The following is a 16,669-nucleotide window of genomic DNA, read 5'->3' as shown; positions in this document are numbered from 1 at the left end:
CCACCATTACCACCCCGATTAGCAGGGTGCGGCTGGTTGTGTTCGCGTAATTCGCAAACCACGGCCCCGCACCCGAATCAGGATGCGGGGGAGCCCAAAGCCTGATCCGTGTACCGGGCCTCCTACCGAGGTTCCGTCCATGTCGTCCAGCGTCGCCGCTCCACCCCAGCTTCCATCCGGAACGCCGCAGTCCTCCACGGTCGTCCACAAATTCGGCGGCACGTCCGTGGCCGACGCGGAGCGTTACCGCCATGTCGCCCAGTTGTTGCTGGCGCGCGAGGAAGCCCGGCAGATCACCGTCGTCTCGGCGATGAAGGGCGTCACCGACGCGCTCATCGCGTTGGCCGAACAGGCGTCCGGCAACCTGGCCGAATGGCGGGACCGCTGGCATGAATTGCGCGCGCGGCATCGTGGCGCGGCGGTCGCGCTGCTGGCCGAGAACGCCGGCCCGACCCTGGAATGGATGGACGCGCGCTTCGACGAACTGGCCGAAATCCTGGGCGCGCTGTCGGTGATCGGCGAACTGCCGCGTGAGGTGCTGGATCGCGTGCAGGGCCTGGGAGAAGTGTTTTCCGCGCACCTGCTGGGCGAGTACCTGGTGTCGCGTGGCGAGGATTGCGCGGTGCTGGATGCGCGCGACGTGCTGGTGGTGGATCGCGGCGACCTGGGCGTGGACGTGGACTGGCTGCAGAGCGCGCAGCGGCTGTCGGACTGGCGCGCCGGTCACCCGCAGCGCCGGCTGGTGGTCACCGGTTTCGTCGCCCGCGATCGCTCCGGCCGCATCACCACCCTGGGCCGCAACGGCAGCGACTACAGCGGCGCGATTTTCGCCGCGCTGTTCAACGCCGACGAACTGCATATCTGGACCGACGTGGACGGCGTGCTGTCGGCGGACCCGCGGGTGGTGCCGGAAGCGGTGCAGCTGAGCGCGCTCAGCTACGACGAGGCCTGCGAACTGGCCTATTTCGGCGCCAAGGTCGTGCATCCGCAGACCATGTCGCCGGCCATCGAGCGCGGCCTGCCGATCGTCATCCGCAATACCTTCCATCCCGAGCATCCCGGCACCCGCATCACCGCGGCCAGCGACACGCTCGGGCCGGTCAAGGGACTGACCCTGAGCCCGGATCTGGCGGTGCTGAACCTGGAGGGCACCGGCCTGATCGGCGTGCCGGGCACCGCCGAGCGCGTGTTCGCCGCGCTGCGCGACGCACGGGTGTCGGTGGTGATGATCTCGCAGGGATCCTCCGAGCATTCGATCTGCTGCGTGGTCAGGAGCGCCGAGGCGCAACGCGCGCAGAACGCATTGCTCAACGCATTCGCCCATGAGCTGACCATCGGCCAGGTCCAGCGCGTGCAGCGCACCGACGGGGTCAGCGTGCTGGCGGCGGTCGGCGACGGCATGGCCGGCACGCCGGGCGTGGCGGCGCGGCTGTTCGAAGCGCTGGGGCGCGCGCGGGTCAACATCCTGGCGATCGCGCAGGGTTCGTCGGAGCGCAACATCTCGGTGGCCATCGACAGCGCCGACGCGACCAAGGCGCTGCGCGCCGCGCATGCGGGGTTCTGGCTGTCGCCGCAGACCTTCTCGGTCGGCGTGATCGGTCCCGGCAATGTCGGCGCCACCCTGATCGAACAACTGCGCGCGGCCCAGCCGCAACTGCTGGGCAAGGCCAACGTGGACCTGCGGCTGCGCGCCATCGCCTCCAGCCGCCGGATGCTGCTGGACGAACGCGGGATCGGCGCGGACTGGCGCGAGCGCTTCGAGGCCGGCGCGCAGCAGGCGGATCTGGATCGCTTCACCGCCCATCTGCTGTCGGCGCACCTGCCGCACGCGGTCATCGTCGATTGCAGCGCCAGCCCGGAAGTCGCCGAGCGCTATGCCGACTGGCTGGCCGCCGGCATCCACGTGGTCACGCCGAACAAACAGGCCGGCGCCGGACCGCTGGCGCGCTACCAGGCCATCCGCGACGCGGCCGCCGCCAGCGGCGCGCGGTTCCGCTACGAAGCCACGGTCGGCGCGGGCCTGCCGGTGATTTCGACCCTGCGCGATCTGCTCGACACCGGCGATGCCGTGGTGTCGGTCGAAGGCATCTTCTCCGGCACGCTGGCATGGCTGTTCAACAAGTACGACGGCAGCGTGCCGTTCTCGCAACTGGTCACCGAGGCGCGCGCGATGGGCTACACCGAGCCGGACCCGCGGGACGATCTGTCCGGCACCGATGTCGGCCGCAAGCTGGTGATCCTGGCGCGCGAGGCCGGCCGGGCGCTGGCGCTGGAGGACGTGGAGGTGGAGAGCCTGGTGCCGGCGTCGCTGCGCAACGCCAGCGTCGAGGACTTCATGGCGCGGTTGCCGGAAGTGGACGCGGACTTCGCCGCCCGGCTGGCGCAGGCCAGGGCCGCCGGCCAGGTGCTGCGTTACGTGGCGCGGCTGGATGGCGAGGGACGCGCCAAGGTCGGGCTGGTCGCGCTGCCGGCGACGCACGCGTTCGCCAATCTGCGCCTGACCGACAACATCGTGCAGTTCAGCACCCGCCGTTACTGCGACAATCCGCTGATCGTGCAGGGCCCGGGCGCCGGTCCCGAAGTCACCGCGGCCGGCGTGTTCGCCGATCTGCTGCGGGTCGCGGCGGGACAGGGAGCCCGGTTGTGAAGGAGGAAAAGGTGGAAGCAACGGCAATGGCCGACACGGCGAGCGCGTTCTCGCCGGCCTCGGTGGGCAACGTGGGCGTGGGATTCGACATCCTGGGCCATGTGATCGAAGGCGCGGGCGACACCGTGCACGCGCGGCGCATCGCCGCGCCGGAAGTGCGCATCGCCGATATCCGCGGCGCCGCCGTGGATCTGCCGCGCGACGCGCCCGGCAACACCGCGGGCGCGGCGTTGATCTCGCTGCTGGAGGCGGAGCGTCCGGGCTTCGGTTTCGAGATCGAAATCGAGAAGGGCATTCCGCTGGGTTCCGGCATGGGCGGTTCGGCGGCCTCGTGCGTGGCCGCGCTGGTGGCGGCCAACGCGCTGCTGCCGCGGCCGCTGTCGCGCGAGGCGCTGTATCCGCATGCGCTGGTGGGCGAGGCGGTGGCGAGTGGAGGACGTCACGGCGACAACCTCGGCCCGATGCTGCTGGGCGGCCTGGTGCTGTCGACGGCCGATCGGCTGGTGCCGATTCCGGTACCCGACGCCTGGCACTGCGTGCTGGTGCATCCGGACGCGGTGCTGGAAACCCGCCGCGCCCGCGCGGCGCTGGCCGGCGCCTACGAACTGAAGGAATTCGTCGCCCAGAGCGCGCACCTGGCGCTGCTGCTGGCGGGCTGCCAGCGCGGCGACGCGGCGCTGGTGCGCGAAGGCCTGGACGACGTGCTGATCGAACCGCGCCGGGCGCCGCTGATTGGCGGTTTCGACGCGGCCAAGGCGGCGGCGCTGGCCGCCGGCGCGATGGGGGCGAGCATTTCCGGCGCCGGTCCCAGCGTGTTCGCCTGGTTCGAGACGCGCGTGCAGGCGCAGGCCGCGGCGCCGGGCATCCAGGCGGCGTTCGCGGCGGCGGGTTTCGACAGCCAGGCCTGGGTGTCGCCGATCGCGGCGCCGGGCGCGCGGCTGCTGTAACCAATGCCGCGGCCAACGCGCCACGCACTCCACTTCCGCATCCAACGTCGGCCGACCGCCTCGGCCGGCCACCTCACTCCGGATCACCGATGAACTTCATTTCCACCCGCAACGCCGCTCCTTCCGTCGGCCTCAGCGCGGCGATCGCCGCCGGACTCGCGCCCGATGGCGGGCTGTATGTGCCCGCGCAGCTTCCGCATCCGCGCGCGCTGCACCCCGGCGCGACCCTGGCCGACACCGCCGCCGGATTGCTGGCGCCATTTTTCGCCGGCGACGGCCTGGCATCGGAACTGCCGGCGATCTGCCACGAAGCCTTCGATTTTCCGGCCCCGCTGCGTCCGCTGGCGACGCCGCACGATCACGTGCTGGAGCTGTTCCATGGACCAACCGCGGCGTTCAAGGATTTCGGCGCGCGTTTCCTCGCCGCCTGTCTGACCCGGTTGCGTGCGGGTGATGCGCGGCCGCTGACCATCCTGGTGGCGACCTCCGGCGACACCGGCGCGGCGGTCGCCGCCGCCTTCCATCGCCAGCCGGGCCTGCGCGTGGTGGTGCTGTATCCGGATGGACGGGTGTCGCCGCGGCAGGCGCACCAGTTGGGTTGCTTCGGTGACAACATCACCGCCCTGCGCGTCGCCGGTTCCTTCGACGATTGCCAGGCGCTGGTGAAGCGCGCGCTCAACGACGGCGAGCTGCAATCGCGGGTGCCGCTCAGTTCGGCCAACAGCATCAGCCTGGGCCGGCTGCTGCCGCAGATGAGCTATTACGCCGACGCCGCCCTGCGCCATCACGCCGCCACCGGGCAGGCGCTCAACCTGGTGGTGCCGACCGGCAACCTGGGCAATGCCCTGGCCGCGATCCTGGCGCGCGCGCTGGGCGTGCCGCTGGGCCGGATCGCGCTGGCGACCAACGCCAACCGGGTGCTGCCGGATTACTTCGCCGGCGGCGACTACGCGCCGCAGGCAAGCGTGGCGACCCTGGCCAACGCGATGGACGTCGGCGCGCCGAGCAACTTCGAACGCCTGCGCTGGCTGTACCGGGAGGATGACGCCGCGCTGCGCGCCGGTTTCAGCGCCGCCAGCGTGGACGACGCCGGCATCCGCGAAACCATCGCGCGCCGCCACGCCGAATCCGGCGAGGTGTTCTGCCCGCATACCGCCACCGCGGTGAAGGTGCTGGAACATCTGCGCGCCGAAGGCGAGGCCGGCCACTGGGCGGTCGCCGCGACCGCGCATCCGGCCAAGTTCGAGAGCGTGGTCGAACCGCTGATCGGCCGAACGGTCGAGGTGCCGCCGGCGCTGGCGGATCTGTTGGCGCGGCCCGCCCATGCCGACCCGATGGCGCCGGACTACGACGCCTTGCGCGATCGGCTGGCGGCCCTATCCTGATCGGCATGAAAAAACCCCTTGCCATCGCCCTGGCCCTGGGCTGCGCCCTCGGCCTGTCCCTCACCGTCGCCACCGCCCAGACCGCGCAGGACGCCAGCCGGCTCAAGCCGGGCGAGTACATCTGGGCGCCGCAGGTCGCGCCGGAAGGCCCGGTGGTGCTGGTGGTCAGCCTGGACGAGCAGCGGGCCTACGTGTATCGCAACGGCATCGCGATCGGCGTGTCCACCATCAGTTCCGGCAAGCCGGGCAAGGACACCCCGACCGGCGTGTTCACCATCCTGCAGAAAAACAAGGACCACCGCTCCAACCTGTACAACAACGCGCCGATGCCCTACATGCAGCGGCTGACCTGGGACGGCATCGCCCTGCATGGCGGCAATCTGCCCGGCTATCCGGCCTCGCACGGCTGCGTGCGGTTGCCGCAGGCCTTCGCCGAGCAGTTGTTCGGGATCACCCGGCGCGGCGATACCGTGGTGGTGGCCAATGCCAAGGCGTCGCCGGCCAGCGTGGTGCATCCGGCCGTGCTGGCGCCGGTGACCCGCAGCGGGCAGGTGGCGACGGCGGCGCCGATGGGCGAATTCGAGGTGTACTGGGACGAAGCGGCCGCGCCGCAGGGCCCGGTCAGCATCCTGGTCAGTCTGTACGACCGCCGCGTGTCGGTCCTGCGCGACGGCGTGCTGATCGGTTCGGCGCCGTTGCAGCGGATCGGCGATGTGGAACTGAACGGCACCGTGCTGTTCGTGATGACAACGGAGATGGAGGACATCCCCAGTCTGCTGGACCCGCAGCAGCGCCAGCATCGCTGGGTCGCCCACCGGGTGCTGGGCGAGAGCGGCGCCGCCATGCCCACGCTGCAGGCGCTGGGCCAGTCGTTCTGGGTGCCTGAAGCGTTCTCGCGCCGCCTGTATGGCATCCTGCAGCCGGGCACCACCGTGCTGGTCTCGGATCTGCCGGGGGTGCGCGCAACGCCGGCCGAACAGCCGGCCGAGCCCGTCTTGGAATCGGAACCCGACGGCCCCATCCAGCCCTGACGCGAAGGCCAGCGGAACGGCGCTCGCTTCCCCCGTTGCCCGTGGTTGTCCCGTCATGTCGTTCCGTTTCCGCCTGCTCTCACTCGCCAGCCTGCTCGCCAGCGCCGCCCTGCCGGGGCACGCGCAGAACGCGCCGGCGACCGGCCTGGTCGACCAGCTCGCGCGCACCGCGCCGAACCTGGATCGCAAGGTGCTCTCGCTCGCGACCCGGGCGATGTCGTGCGCGCTGCGCGGATCGACGCTGCCGCCGACCCTGAGCGTGATCGACTACTCGCGGCCGTCCACGCAACCCCGCCTGTGGGTGTTCGATCTGGCGCGGCAACGCCTGCTGTTCGAGGAATGGGTGGCGCATGGCCGCAACACCGGCGAGAACCTGGCCAGCCGCTTCTCCAATGAAAACGGCAGCTACATGTCCAGCCTGGGCGCGTTCCGCACCCAGGAGGCCTACGTCGGCGGCAACGGTTATTCGTTGCGCCTGGAAGGGCTGGAACCGGGCATCAACGATCGCGCGCGCGATCGCGCCATCGTCATCCATGGCGCGCCCTACGTCAGCGAAACGCTGATCCGCCAGCAGGGCCGGCTCGGGCGCAGCCTGGGCTGCCCGGCGGTGCGTACCGCGGTGGCGCGGCCGCTGATCGACACCATCCGCAACGGTTCGTTCGTATTTGCCTACTATCCGGACCCGGACTGGCTGCGCCATTCTCAGCTGCTTGGCGCGGCCTGCGATGGCGGCACCGCCGGCACCACCGCCGCGCGCGCCCAACCCTGATGTCCTTCGGAGCCTTTCGATGAGCGAGAACCCGCGCCTGACCGTCACCCTGCACCAGGAGCAGGATTTCCAGTTCCGGGTCCGCTTCGACGGCACCGCCATTCCCGAACTGCTGACCGACGAGTCCGAGCCGCTCGGGCAGGGCGCCGGACCGAGTCCGGCGCTGATGCTGACCACCGCGATCGCCAACTGCCTGTCGGCGAGCCTGCTGTTCGCGATGCGCAAGTTCCGCAACCAGCCCGGCCCGCTGGTGACCACCGCCACCACCGAACTGGTGCGCAACGAACAGGGCCGGCTGCGGATTGGCCATGTGCAGGTGGACATCCAACTGGCGGAGGCGGCCGAAGCGCACCAGTCGCTGGAACGGTTGCTGGCCCAGTTCGAGAACTTCTGCACGGTGACCGAGAGCGTCCGCCACGGCGTCGACGTCTCGGTGAGCGTCCGCGATGCCGCTGGCGTGCAGCTGCACGGCAGCATCGAGGTCCCGGCCGGCGCCTGAGCCCTGCCGCGCGGTTTCGGCGGCCACCACCGGCCGCCGCTGCCGCCGGCCCGGCCGCGTGGCATGATGCCGGGGTATGCCGACCCTGCCCCGTCCCTCGTGATCGCTCCCATCAAAGGCAAGGCCACGTCGCTGGACATTGCCCACCTGGCCGGCGTGTCCCAGCCCACGGTGTCGCGCGCGCTGCGCGGCAGCCCGATGGTGAACGAGGAAACCCGCCGGCGCATCCAGGCGATCGCCGCGGAGCTGAACTACAAGGTCGACAAGAACGCCTCCAACCTGCGTCGCCAGCACTCGGGCACGATCGCGCTGCTGTTCTTCGAGGATCCGACCCCGGACGATTCACAGATCAATCCGTTCTTCCTGTCGATGCTGGGCTCGATCACGCGCGCATGCGCGTTGCAGTCCTACGACCTGTTGATCTCGTTCCAGCAGCTGTCGACCAACTGGCAGGCCGACTACGAGGACAGCAACAAGGCCGACGGCCTGATCCTGCTGGGCTACGGCGACTACCTGGAAGCGCAGTCGCGGCTGGAGCAACTGGTCCAGCAGGGCACCCACTTCGTGCGCTGGGGCGCGGTGCTGCCGGGGCAGCCGGGCGTTTCCATCGGCTGCGACAATTTCCAGGGCGGCCACGACATCAGCGTGCACCTGATCGGGCAGGGACGCCGCGACATCGCGTTCCTCGGCCACGCCTCCAACCACTATCCCGAGTTCTTCGAGCGCTACCGCGGTTACGCGCAGGCGTTGCAGGACGCCGGCAGCCCGGCGCAACCCTCGTTGCAGGTGGACGCGGTGACCAGCGAGCAGTCCGGCTACGAGGCGGTGCAGGAACTGATCCGGCGCAGGGTCCGCTTCGACGCGATCTTCGCTGCCAGCGATCTGATCGCGATCGGCGCGATGAAGGCGCTGCACGAACATGGCCGGCGGATTCCGGACGATGTGGCGGTGGCCGGCTTCGACGATATCCCGCTGGCCGCGTTCGTCACGCCCGGGCTGTCGACCGTCCAGCAGGACACCAAGCGCGCGGGGCAGATCCTGGTGGACAGCCTGCTCCGGCTGATCAACGGCGAGGCGGTGGAGAGCCAGTCGATTCCGGCGCGGGTGATCCCGCGCGGATCCACCGGCGCCTGATCCCGCGCCGGTCCCGACGCGGGGTCAATCGGCCTTCGGCGTCTTGCGCAGCATCAGATCGCGCAGCCGGGCGAGGGTGTCCGGACGGGTGATCGCGCCGTCGAAGAGGAACACCCGGACGCCGTGCGCGGGCACCTCGGCGCGCAGTTCGCCTTGCACCCGGATAGGCGCGCCGTCGAAGGCATCGCGCCATTCGCCGGCCTGCAGATGGTCGGTCACCCGCATCGACGCCGGCCGGTCCGCCTTGTTCAACAGCACCAGCGCGGTCTGGCGCTGGCCGGCGTGGTCGTAGACCCGGTAGAACAACGCTTCGTCGCCCTTGAGCTTCACGTTCAATTGCAGGCCGCGTTGCAGCGCGATGGCGTCGCGGCGCAGCCGGGCGATGCGGGTGAGCGCGGCGTGGATGGGATGGGCGGCGGCGGCATCGATACGCGCCTGGCCGAAATAGTTGCGGTTGCCGGCATGCTCGGCGCGGCCGCGCATGAAGCCGGTCTCCGAGCCGTAGTAGATCACCGGGATGCCGCGCGCGGTGAACAGCCAGTTGTGCGCGTCGATGAAGCCGGTGTCGGCCGCGTTCATGCGGGCCATGTCGTGGTTGTCGTAGAAGGTCATCAGGTCGTACGGGTTGGCGTACGGGCCATCTTCCAGGTACAGCGCCTTGCCCAGCTCGGCGAAATCGCTGCCGGGCTTCTCGAATACCTCGGCCAGTCTCGCCTTGAGCGGGAAATCCAGCACGCTGTAGCCGCCGTTGCGCCGCCAGGTATGGCCGGCGATGCTGGCGGCGTCGTAGTTGAAGTTCTCGCCGAACATGAAGAATCCAGGCCGCTTGGCGCGGATGCGATCGGCGAAGCGCTTCCAGAAGTCGTGCGGCATCCAGGCGATGGTGTCCACCCGGAACGCGGCCGCCCCCTGATCGATCCACTGCTCATAGGCGCCGACGAGATAGTCGAGCACGGCCGGGTTGTCCTGGTTGAAATCGGACAGCTGGGCCAGTCCGCCGCCGGTGTTGTAGAAGGCATGCAGCGGGTTGCCGGCGGGGTCGAGCTTCTCCGGCCGCAGGTTCTGGTGATCGGCGACCAGCCGGCCCTCGCGATCCCACAGCTTGCCGTACTGCGCCTGCGGAGCGGGCATGGTGTAGGACGGCGAGCCGTGGTTGGCGACGATGTCCAGCACCACGTCCAGCTGCCGGCCCTTCATCGCGCGGGTGAAACCGGCGAAATCCAGGCCGCGGCTCGGCAGGTGTTCGTCGAGGCGATAGAAATTGATGCCCCAGTAACCGTGGTAGCCGGTCTTGCCGCGGTCGGTGAACGCGCCGTTCCAGGTCACCGGTTCGCCGCCCGTGAAGGCTTCGTCCGGATTGTCGACGATGGGCGTCACCCATACCGAGGTGAAGCCCATGTCGCGGATGTATCCGGCATTGTCGAGGATGCCCTTGAAGTCGCCGCCGAGGTAGCCGACGTTGTCGGACTCGCCGGCCGGCGCGCCGGGGGTCGGCAGATCGAAGCTGCGATGCGCACCGCCCTGATCGCGATGGTCGTTGGACGGATCGCCATTGACGAAGCGGTCGGTGAGCACGAAGTACACCGCCTCGCGGGCGAAGGGTTCGGTGGTGCCGTAGAAATCCTCCGCGCGGACGGCGGCCGGGAACAGGACCCCCGCCAGCAGAGCCGCCAGCAACACGCGTTCGGGAACTCGCATCAATGCACCTGGGAAGAGAAGGGGGCGGGTTCGGCGGAGGCGCCGTGCTCCTGCACGCGCAGCAGCGACAGCGCCGCCAGCAGCAGGCTGGCGCCGCTGATCACCAGCGCGAAGATCGGCTGGTTGCCGAAGAAGCCGCGCAGCGCCGGACCCAGCAGGGTCGCCGCGACGATCTGCGGGATCACGATGAACATGTTGAAGATGCCCATGTAGATGCCCATGCGATCGGCCGGCACGTGGCTGGACAACAGCGCGTAGGGCATCGACAGGATGCTGGCCCAGGCGACCCCGACCAGCGCGAACGACAGGATCAGCCAGGCCGGCTGCGGCACGAACCACATCGACAGGAAGCCGAGCCCGCCCAGCACCAGCGAACCGGCGTGCACCGCCCTGCGGTTCAGCGGCAGGCGTGCGGCGTAGAGCGACAGCAGCAGCGCCACCAGCATCGACGACAGTCCGTAGTAGCCCATGTAGGAGCCCACCAGATCGGCGGCGTCCTGGAACGCGGCGTTGGCGCTCTGGAACGCGGCCGCCTGCGCGGGGACGGCCATGTCGAAGGCGGCCGGATCCGGCGCGGGCGCCTTGAACACGTGTTCGGTCAAGCCGGGCGTGGCCATGCTCCACATCGCGAAGAACGCCAGCCAGCTGAAGAACTGCACCACGCCGAGCCGGCGCATCTGTGTCGGCATGTGGACCACGTGATGCACGATTTCGCCGACCAGCCCGCCCTGCGCATCGCGGGTGGCGCGAAATCCTTCGCTGTCTTCGGGCGGATATTCGCGCGTGGTCAGCACCGTGATCAGGATGCTGGCGAGGAATACGAACGCGCCGATCGCGAAGGCGATCTTCACCGAGGGCGGCACCACGCCCGGACCGGCCTCGTTGGGCACGCCCAGGCGCGCGACCAGCCACGGCAGGTTGCTGGCCAGCCAGGTGCCGATGCCGATGATGAGGGTCTGCAGCACGAAGCCGTAGGAACGCTGGCTTTCCGGCAGCTTGTCCGCGACCAGGGCGCGGAACGGCTCCATGCTGATGTTGATGGAGGCATCCAGCACCCACAGCAGTCCGGCGGCCACCCACAGGGTCGGCGAGTGCGGCATGAACACCAGCGCGATCGAACTGAGGATGGCGCCGGCCAGGAAGTAGGGGCGGCGCCGGCCCAGCCAGGGATGCCAGGTGCGGTCGCTGAAGTAGCCGATCACCGGCTGCACCAGCAGGCCGGTCAGCGGCGCGGCGATCCACAGCAGCGGCAAGGAATCCTTCTCGGCGCCGAGGGTCTGGAAGATGCGCGACATGAAGCCGCCCTGCAGGGCGAAGCCGAACTGGATGCCGAGAAAGCCGAACGACATGTTCCAGATCTGCCAGAAGGACAGGCGCGGCTTCGGGGTCATGCAAGGGTCCTGGTGGATTCGATGCGGGCTCGCCGGAAGGCGGGTCGGCGAATCTTGACGCATCGCGGAGCGAATCCATGCTGCACCGCAAACAGGATTTGCCGCGAAGTCGAGTGGAGAAAAAGGTTTTGCGGACTGCGGGTGATGGAGAAAAACAACCTGTTTTTGGCTGTTTTGTTGAACTCGCTCGGGTTTTTTCCGCGACGCGGACGGGCCGGCGGCAACGCCGGCGCATCGGTCGCATGCATACGTATTCATGCCCGCCGACCACGCCGCCATCGCTTCGCCGATGCGCGGACATGGAATAGTGGCGCCCGTTGCGTGACCGGCCGGCACGCCGAACCCAATCCAGATCCGGGGAAGCGATGGACAACAAGCACTGGTGGCGTGGCGCGGTGATCTACCAGATCTATCCGCGCAGCTTCCTGGACACCGATGGCGATGGCGTCGGCGATCTGCCGGGCATCGTCGACAGGCTGGACTACATCGCCAGCCTGGGCGTGGACGCGATCTGGATATCGCCGTTCTTCAAGTCGCCGATGGCCGACTTCGGCTATGACATCGCCGACTATCGCGACGTGGATCCGTTGTTCGGCACCCTGTCGGATTTCGATCGCCTGCTGGACAAGGCGCATGCGCTGGGCATCAAGGTGATGATCGACCAGGTGCTGAGCCACTGCTCGGTCGAACATCCCTGGTTCAAGGAAAGCCGGGAGAGCCGCGACAATCCCAAAGCCGATTGGTACGTGTGGGCCGATCCGAAGGAGGACGGCACCGCGCCCAACAACTGGATGTCGCTGTTCGGCGGCGTGGCCTGGCGCTGGGAGCCGCGGCGCGAGCAGTACTACCTTCACAATTTCCTGGCCGCGCAGCCCGATCTCAATTTCCACAATCCCGAGGTGCGCGCGGCGACCCTGGACAACGTGAAGTTCTGGCTGGACCGGGGCGTGGACGGCTTGCGCCTGGATGCGATCAATTTCTGCTTCCATGACCGGCAATTGCGCGACAACCCGCCCAAGTCGAAGGAGAAGCGGGTGGGGCGCGGTTTCAGCGCGGACAATCCCTATGCCTATCAGTACCACTATCACAACAACACCCAGCCGGAGAACGTGGCGTTCCTGGAGGAACTGCGGGCGTTGATGGATCGCTATCCGGACGTGGCCGCGCTGGGCGAGATCTCTTCCGAGGATTCGCTGGCGACCACCGCCGAGTACGTCACCGACCGGCGCCTGCACATGGGCTACAGCTTCGAGCTGCTGACCGACGATCACAGCGCGGCCTACATCCGCGGGACCGTCGAGCGGCTGGAAGCGGCGATGACCGAAGGCTGGCCGTGCTGGGCGGTATCCAACCACGACGTGCAGCGTGCGGTCACCCGGTGGGGACGCAACGAACCCTCGGCGGCGCTGGCCGCCCAGCTGGTGGCGCTGGTGTGCTCGCTGCGCGGCTCGGTCTGCCTGTACCAGGGCGAGGAACTCGGACTGCCCGAGGCCGACGTGCCCTACGCGGACCTGCAGGATCCCTATGGCAAGACCTTCTGGCCGAACTTCAAGGGACGTGACGGCTGCCGCACGCCGATGCCGTGGACCACGCAGGACCGCGCGGGATTCAGCGAGGGCCGCCCGTGGCTGCCGATTCCTGCGGACCATCGCATGATGAGCGTTGCCACCCAGGAACAGGATTCCGGTTCGGTCCTTCACCAGGTGCGTCGCTTCCTCGCCTGGCGCAGCGCACGACCGGCGTTGCAGACCGGCGCCATCGCCTTCTTCGATGCGCCGGAGCCGGTGCTGGCATTCCGACGCGACGGCGAGGGCGAATCACTGCTGGTGGTGTTCAACCTGTCCGCGCAGCCGGCGCTCTGGGCCTTGCCCGACGGGCTTTCGGTGCAGCCACTGGATGGACCGGGACTGGCATCGGGATCGCTGGAAGAACGCCGATTGCGGTTGCCCGCGCGCGGCGTGTACTACGCACGCATCGACTGAGGGATTCCCCTTCGCGAGTGGTGGATTCGCCGCCGCGTATTCAGGCGCGCGGCGGACGACGCGTGCGCGTCCGGCGCGCATGGAACGCGGGTTACATGCGTCGGAAAAAGCCCATGAATACGTATGCAGGGCGATTTGTGCGGCGGTTCCGGCCACTACCATTGCCGCACGTTCCAGCGCGGACAGCGTTCTGGAACGACAGACCCGGACGATCGCCAACGACGCATCCGGATCAATGCACACAACGTCCTTGGAGAGGGGAACATGTTGCAACACAAGCGCAATCTGCTGAGCGCGGCGCTGGCATCGGCCATCGCATTGACCGCGACCGGCGTGCAGGCCCAGACCGCCGGCGCCACCACCGAACAGAAGCCGCAGGCCGACGCCACCGAACTCGACACGGTCACCGTCACCGGCATCCGTCGCGGCATCGAGGAGGCGATTTCGGTCAAGCGCGATTCCACCTCGATCGTCGAAGCGATTTCCGCCGAGGACATCGGCAAGCTGCCGGACATCAGCATCGCCGAATCACTGGCGCGCCTGCCGGGCCTGGCGGCGCAGCGCGTGGCCGGCCGCGCGCAGGTGATCAGCGTGCGCGGCCTGTCCCCGGACTTCTCCACCACGCTGCTCAACGGCCGCGAGATGGTCAGCACCGGCGACAACCGCAGCGTCGAGTTCGATCAGTATCCCTCCGAGCTGATGAGCGGCGTCACCGTCTACAAGACGCCGGACGCGGGCCTGGTCGGGCAGGGCCTGTCCGGCACGCTGGACATGCAGACCGTGCGCCCGCTCAGTTTCGACGCGCCGGTCGGCGCGATCGGTTTCCGCGGCCAGCGCAACTCGCTGGGCAAGGCCGCCGACGCTTCCGCCTACGGCGAGCGCGTCAACGCCAGCTACATCACCCAGTCCAAGGATCGCCGCTTCGGTTTCGCCATCGGCTATTCGCATTCCAAGACGCCCATCCAGGAAAACCAGGTGGGCCTGTACGAGCCATGGCAGGCCGTGGGCGACAACTGGCGTCCGGGCGTGCCGGCCGGCACCTTCTACTCCGACGGCATCAAGGCGCTGCGCCGCACCGGTGAAACCAAGCGCGACGGCGTGATGGCGACCCTGCAGTTCCGTCCCTCCAACGCCTGGACCAGCACGCTGGATCTGTTCCACTCCGAGGCCGAGCAGGTCAACACGGCCAACCAGTTCGAAGTGCATGTCGGCGACTACAACGGTGGCTATGGCCGGTTGAACGTCACCAATCCCGTCATCAACGGCCACAACACCTTCACCGGTGGCACCGCCAACAACGTGTATCCGCTGGTCCGCGGCATGTACAACTACCGCGAGGACGAGATCAACGCGTTCGGCTGGAACAACGAGTTCAATGCCGGCCAGGTCCGCCTGGTCGCCGATATCAGCTACTCCAAGACCAAGCGCGACGAGATCAACCTGGAGAACAACACCCAGCTGCTGCCCGCGCCGCAGCTGGATTCGGTCGCGCTGTCGTATCGCAAGGACAATTTCTCCCAGCTCAATCCGGGGCGCGATTATTCCGATCCCCGGTCGCTGTTCCTGAGCAACACCATCTACGGTTCCGGTTACGGCAAGACCCCGAAGGTGGAGGACGAGCTGAAGGCCATCAAGCTGGCCGCGTCGCTGCCGCTGCCCGAGTCCTGGGGCTGGTTCTCCGATCTGGACGTGGGCCTGAACTACGCGGATCGCCACAAGTTCAAGCGCCAGCCGGAAGGCAACATCAACCTCGGCGCGCAGGGCATCACCGCGATCGGTTCCGATCTCCAGTACGGTCTGGTGGATCTGAACTTCGCCGGCGTCGGCTATATCCCGTCCTGGAACGTGCCGGCGGCGGTCGCGCGCTACATGGTGTTCAATCCAGTCGACAACCTGTCCTACCTGATCCCGAAGGCCTGGGACGTGGACGAGGAAATCTCCACCGGCTTCATCCGCGCCAACATCGATACCGAATGGGGCGGCGTGCCGGTGCGCGGCAACATCGGTGTGCAGGTCCAGCACGTCGATCAGCAGTCGAAGGCGCGCTACTGGGACAGCACCCAGCCGGCCGGCAGCAACATCCAGCCGCTGGATGGCGGCAAGACCTACACCGACGTGCTGCCCAGCCTGAACCTGGCCTTCTCCTTCCCGAACGAGCAGACCCTGCGCGTGGGCCTGGCCAAGCAGGTCGCGCGTCCGCGCGTGGACGAACTGCGTTCCTCGCTGGAATTCGGCGTCAACACCGCGACCGGCGAGCCCGGCGCCAGCGGCGGCAACCCGAATCTGGATCCGTGGCGCGCCTACGCGTTCGATCTGTCCTACGAAAAATACTTCGGCACCAAGGCGTATGTCTCGGCCGCGTTCTTCTACAAGGACCTGCGCACCTACATCTTCACCGAGAAGCGCTACGGCTACGACTTCACCGACTTCCTGGTGGACTACGTGCCGGGTCCGAACGAGCCGCCGACCCAGACCACCGGCCCGTTCACCGCGCCGTACAACGGCAAGGGCGGCACCCTGAAGGGCCTGGAGCTGACCGCCTCGCTGCCGCTGGATCTGTTCAGCGACGCGCTGCAGGGCTTCGGCATCATCGCCAGCGCAGGCTTCAACGACAGCGACATCACCATCCCGCCGCCGCCGAACGCGCAGAGCAGCGTGGGCAGCCAGAACATCATGCTGCCGGGCCTGTCCAAGCGCGTGTACAACCTGACCATGTACTACGAGCGCAACGGCTTCGAGGCCCGCGTCAGCCAGCGCCGCCGTTCCGACTTCATCGGCGAGATCGGCAACTTCGACGGCGATCGCTCGCTGCGCTACGTGGTCGGCGAGGACATCACCGACGCCCAGGTCGCCTACAACTTCGGCGACGGCAGCGCGCTGTCCGGCCTGAGCATCCTGTTCCAGGTCAGCAACCTGACCAACTCGCCGTACCAGACCTACGCCGGCAGCAAGGACCGCCCGCTGGAGTACATCGAGTGGGGCCGCACCTACCTGTTCGGGGTGAACTACCGGTTCTGAGACCGACCCGCACGATCAGGCAACACGGACTGCCGGCGTGAGCCGGCAGTTTCGTTTCCGACGCCCGCGCGGCGGGGATCGGGGGAGCCACGAGGCCTGCGACGGGCCGGTGAACGGGCTGGTGAAATTTTCACCAACCATCTTGACAGCCTTGCGGCGCCTGGGCGG

11 protein-coding genes are annotated in these 16,669 nt (G+C 68.3%); 9 read left to right on the top strand and 2 right to left on the bottom strand.

All coding sequences use genetic code 11. From position 1 onward, the window contains the following. Positions 1–139: 139 nt before the first annotated feature. The 7 genes from thrA (at position 140) to ACTHN1_RS02650 (ending at position 8,412) form a co-directional block, all read left to right on the top strand. Positions 140–2,647 carry a bifunctional aspartate kinase/homoserine dehydrogenase I gene (gene thrA, locus ACTHN1_RS02680; RefSeq protein WP_440469424.1) on the top strand — a complete coding sequence of 836 codons (2,508 nt, stop codon included), beginning with the start codon at positions 140–142 and terminating at the stop codon, positions 2,645–2,647. A gap of 26 nt (positions 2,648–2,673) precedes the next feature. Continuing rightward, positions 2,674–3,594 (top strand): homoserine kinase, encoded by a 921-nt coding sequence (locus ACTHN1_RS02675; protein WP_440469443.1) that lies wholly within the window; start codon positions 2,674–2,676, stop codon positions 3,592–3,594. 89 nt (positions 3,595–3,683) lie between these two features. Further along, positions 3,684–4,979, top strand: a complete 1,296-nt coding sequence (thrC, locus tag ACTHN1_RS02670; protein ID WP_440469423.1) for a threonine synthase — start codon at positions 3,684–3,686, stop codon at positions 4,977–4,979. A gap of 5 nt (positions 4,980–4,984) precedes the next feature. Then, on the top strand, positions 4,985–6,010 hold the full coding sequence (locus ACTHN1_RS02665) for a L,D-transpeptidase (protein WP_440469422.1): 1,026 nt from the start codon (positions 4,985–4,987) through the stop codon (positions 6,008–6,010). 55 nt (positions 6,011–6,065) lie between these two features. Continuing rightward, positions 6,066–6,779 (top strand): murein L,D-transpeptidase catalytic domain family protein, encoded by a 714-nt coding sequence (locus tag ACTHN1_RS02660; protein ID WP_440469421.1) that lies wholly within the window; start codon positions 6,066–6,068, stop codon positions 6,777–6,779. 19 nt (positions 6,780–6,798) lie between these two features. Then, on the top strand, positions 6,799–7,278 hold the full coding sequence (locus ACTHN1_RS02655; RefSeq protein ID WP_440469420.1) for an OsmC family protein: 480 nt from the start codon (positions 6,799–6,801) through the stop codon (positions 7,276–7,278). 66 nt (positions 7,279–7,344) lie between these two features. Next, entirely contained in the window at positions 7,345–8,412 is a 1,068-nt protein-coding gene (locus tag ACTHN1_RS02650) for a LacI family DNA-binding transcriptional regulator (protein WP_440469442.1), read from the top strand. A 24-nt stretch (positions 8,413–8,436) separates the two neighbouring features. On the opposite strand, the gene ACTHN1_RS02645 is transcribed toward ACTHN1_RS02650, so the two are convergent. After that, complete coding sequence (locus ACTHN1_RS02645; RefSeq protein WP_440469419.1) at positions 8,437–10,110, bottom strand: alpha-amylase family glycosyl hydrolase; 1,674 nt, start codon at positions 10,108–10,110, stop codon at positions 8,437–8,439. Beyond that, the gene (locus tag ACTHN1_RS02640; RefSeq protein ID WP_440469418.1) at positions 10,110–11,501 is read right to left on the bottom strand and encodes an MFS transporter; all 1,392 of its coding nucleotides are present in this window, start codon (positions 11,499–11,501) and stop codon (positions 10,110–10,112) included. Before ACTHN1_RS02640 ends, ACTHN1_RS02645 begins: the two co-directional genes overlap by 1 nt. Before the next feature lie 365 nt (positions 11,502–11,866). On the opposite strand from ACTHN1_RS02640, the gene ACTHN1_RS02635 reads away from it, so the two are divergent. Both ACTHN1_RS02635 and ACTHN1_RS02630 read left to right on the top strand, forming a co-directional pair. Continuing rightward, the gene (locus tag ACTHN1_RS02635) at positions 11,867–13,483 is read left to right on the top strand and encodes an alpha-glucosidase (protein ID WP_440469417.1); all 1,617 of its coding nucleotides are present in this window, start codon (positions 11,867–11,869) and stop codon (positions 13,481–13,483) included. Between the two features lie 264 nt (positions 13,484–13,747). Beyond that, entirely contained in the window at positions 13,748–16,501 is a 2,754-nt protein-coding gene (locus ACTHN1_RS02630) for a TonB-dependent receptor (RefSeq protein ID WP_440469416.1), read from the top strand. Positions 16,502–16,669: the final 168 nt, after the last annotated feature.

This window comes from Pseudoxanthomonas sp. (genome assembly GCF_051953815.1).
Lineage (GTDB): Bacteria > Pseudomonadota > Gammaproteobacteria > Xanthomonadales > Xanthomonadaceae > Pseudoxanthomonas_A.
Note: the sequence above shows the minus strand (reverse complement) of the source record. Positions and strands in the feature narration are given on the sequence as shown.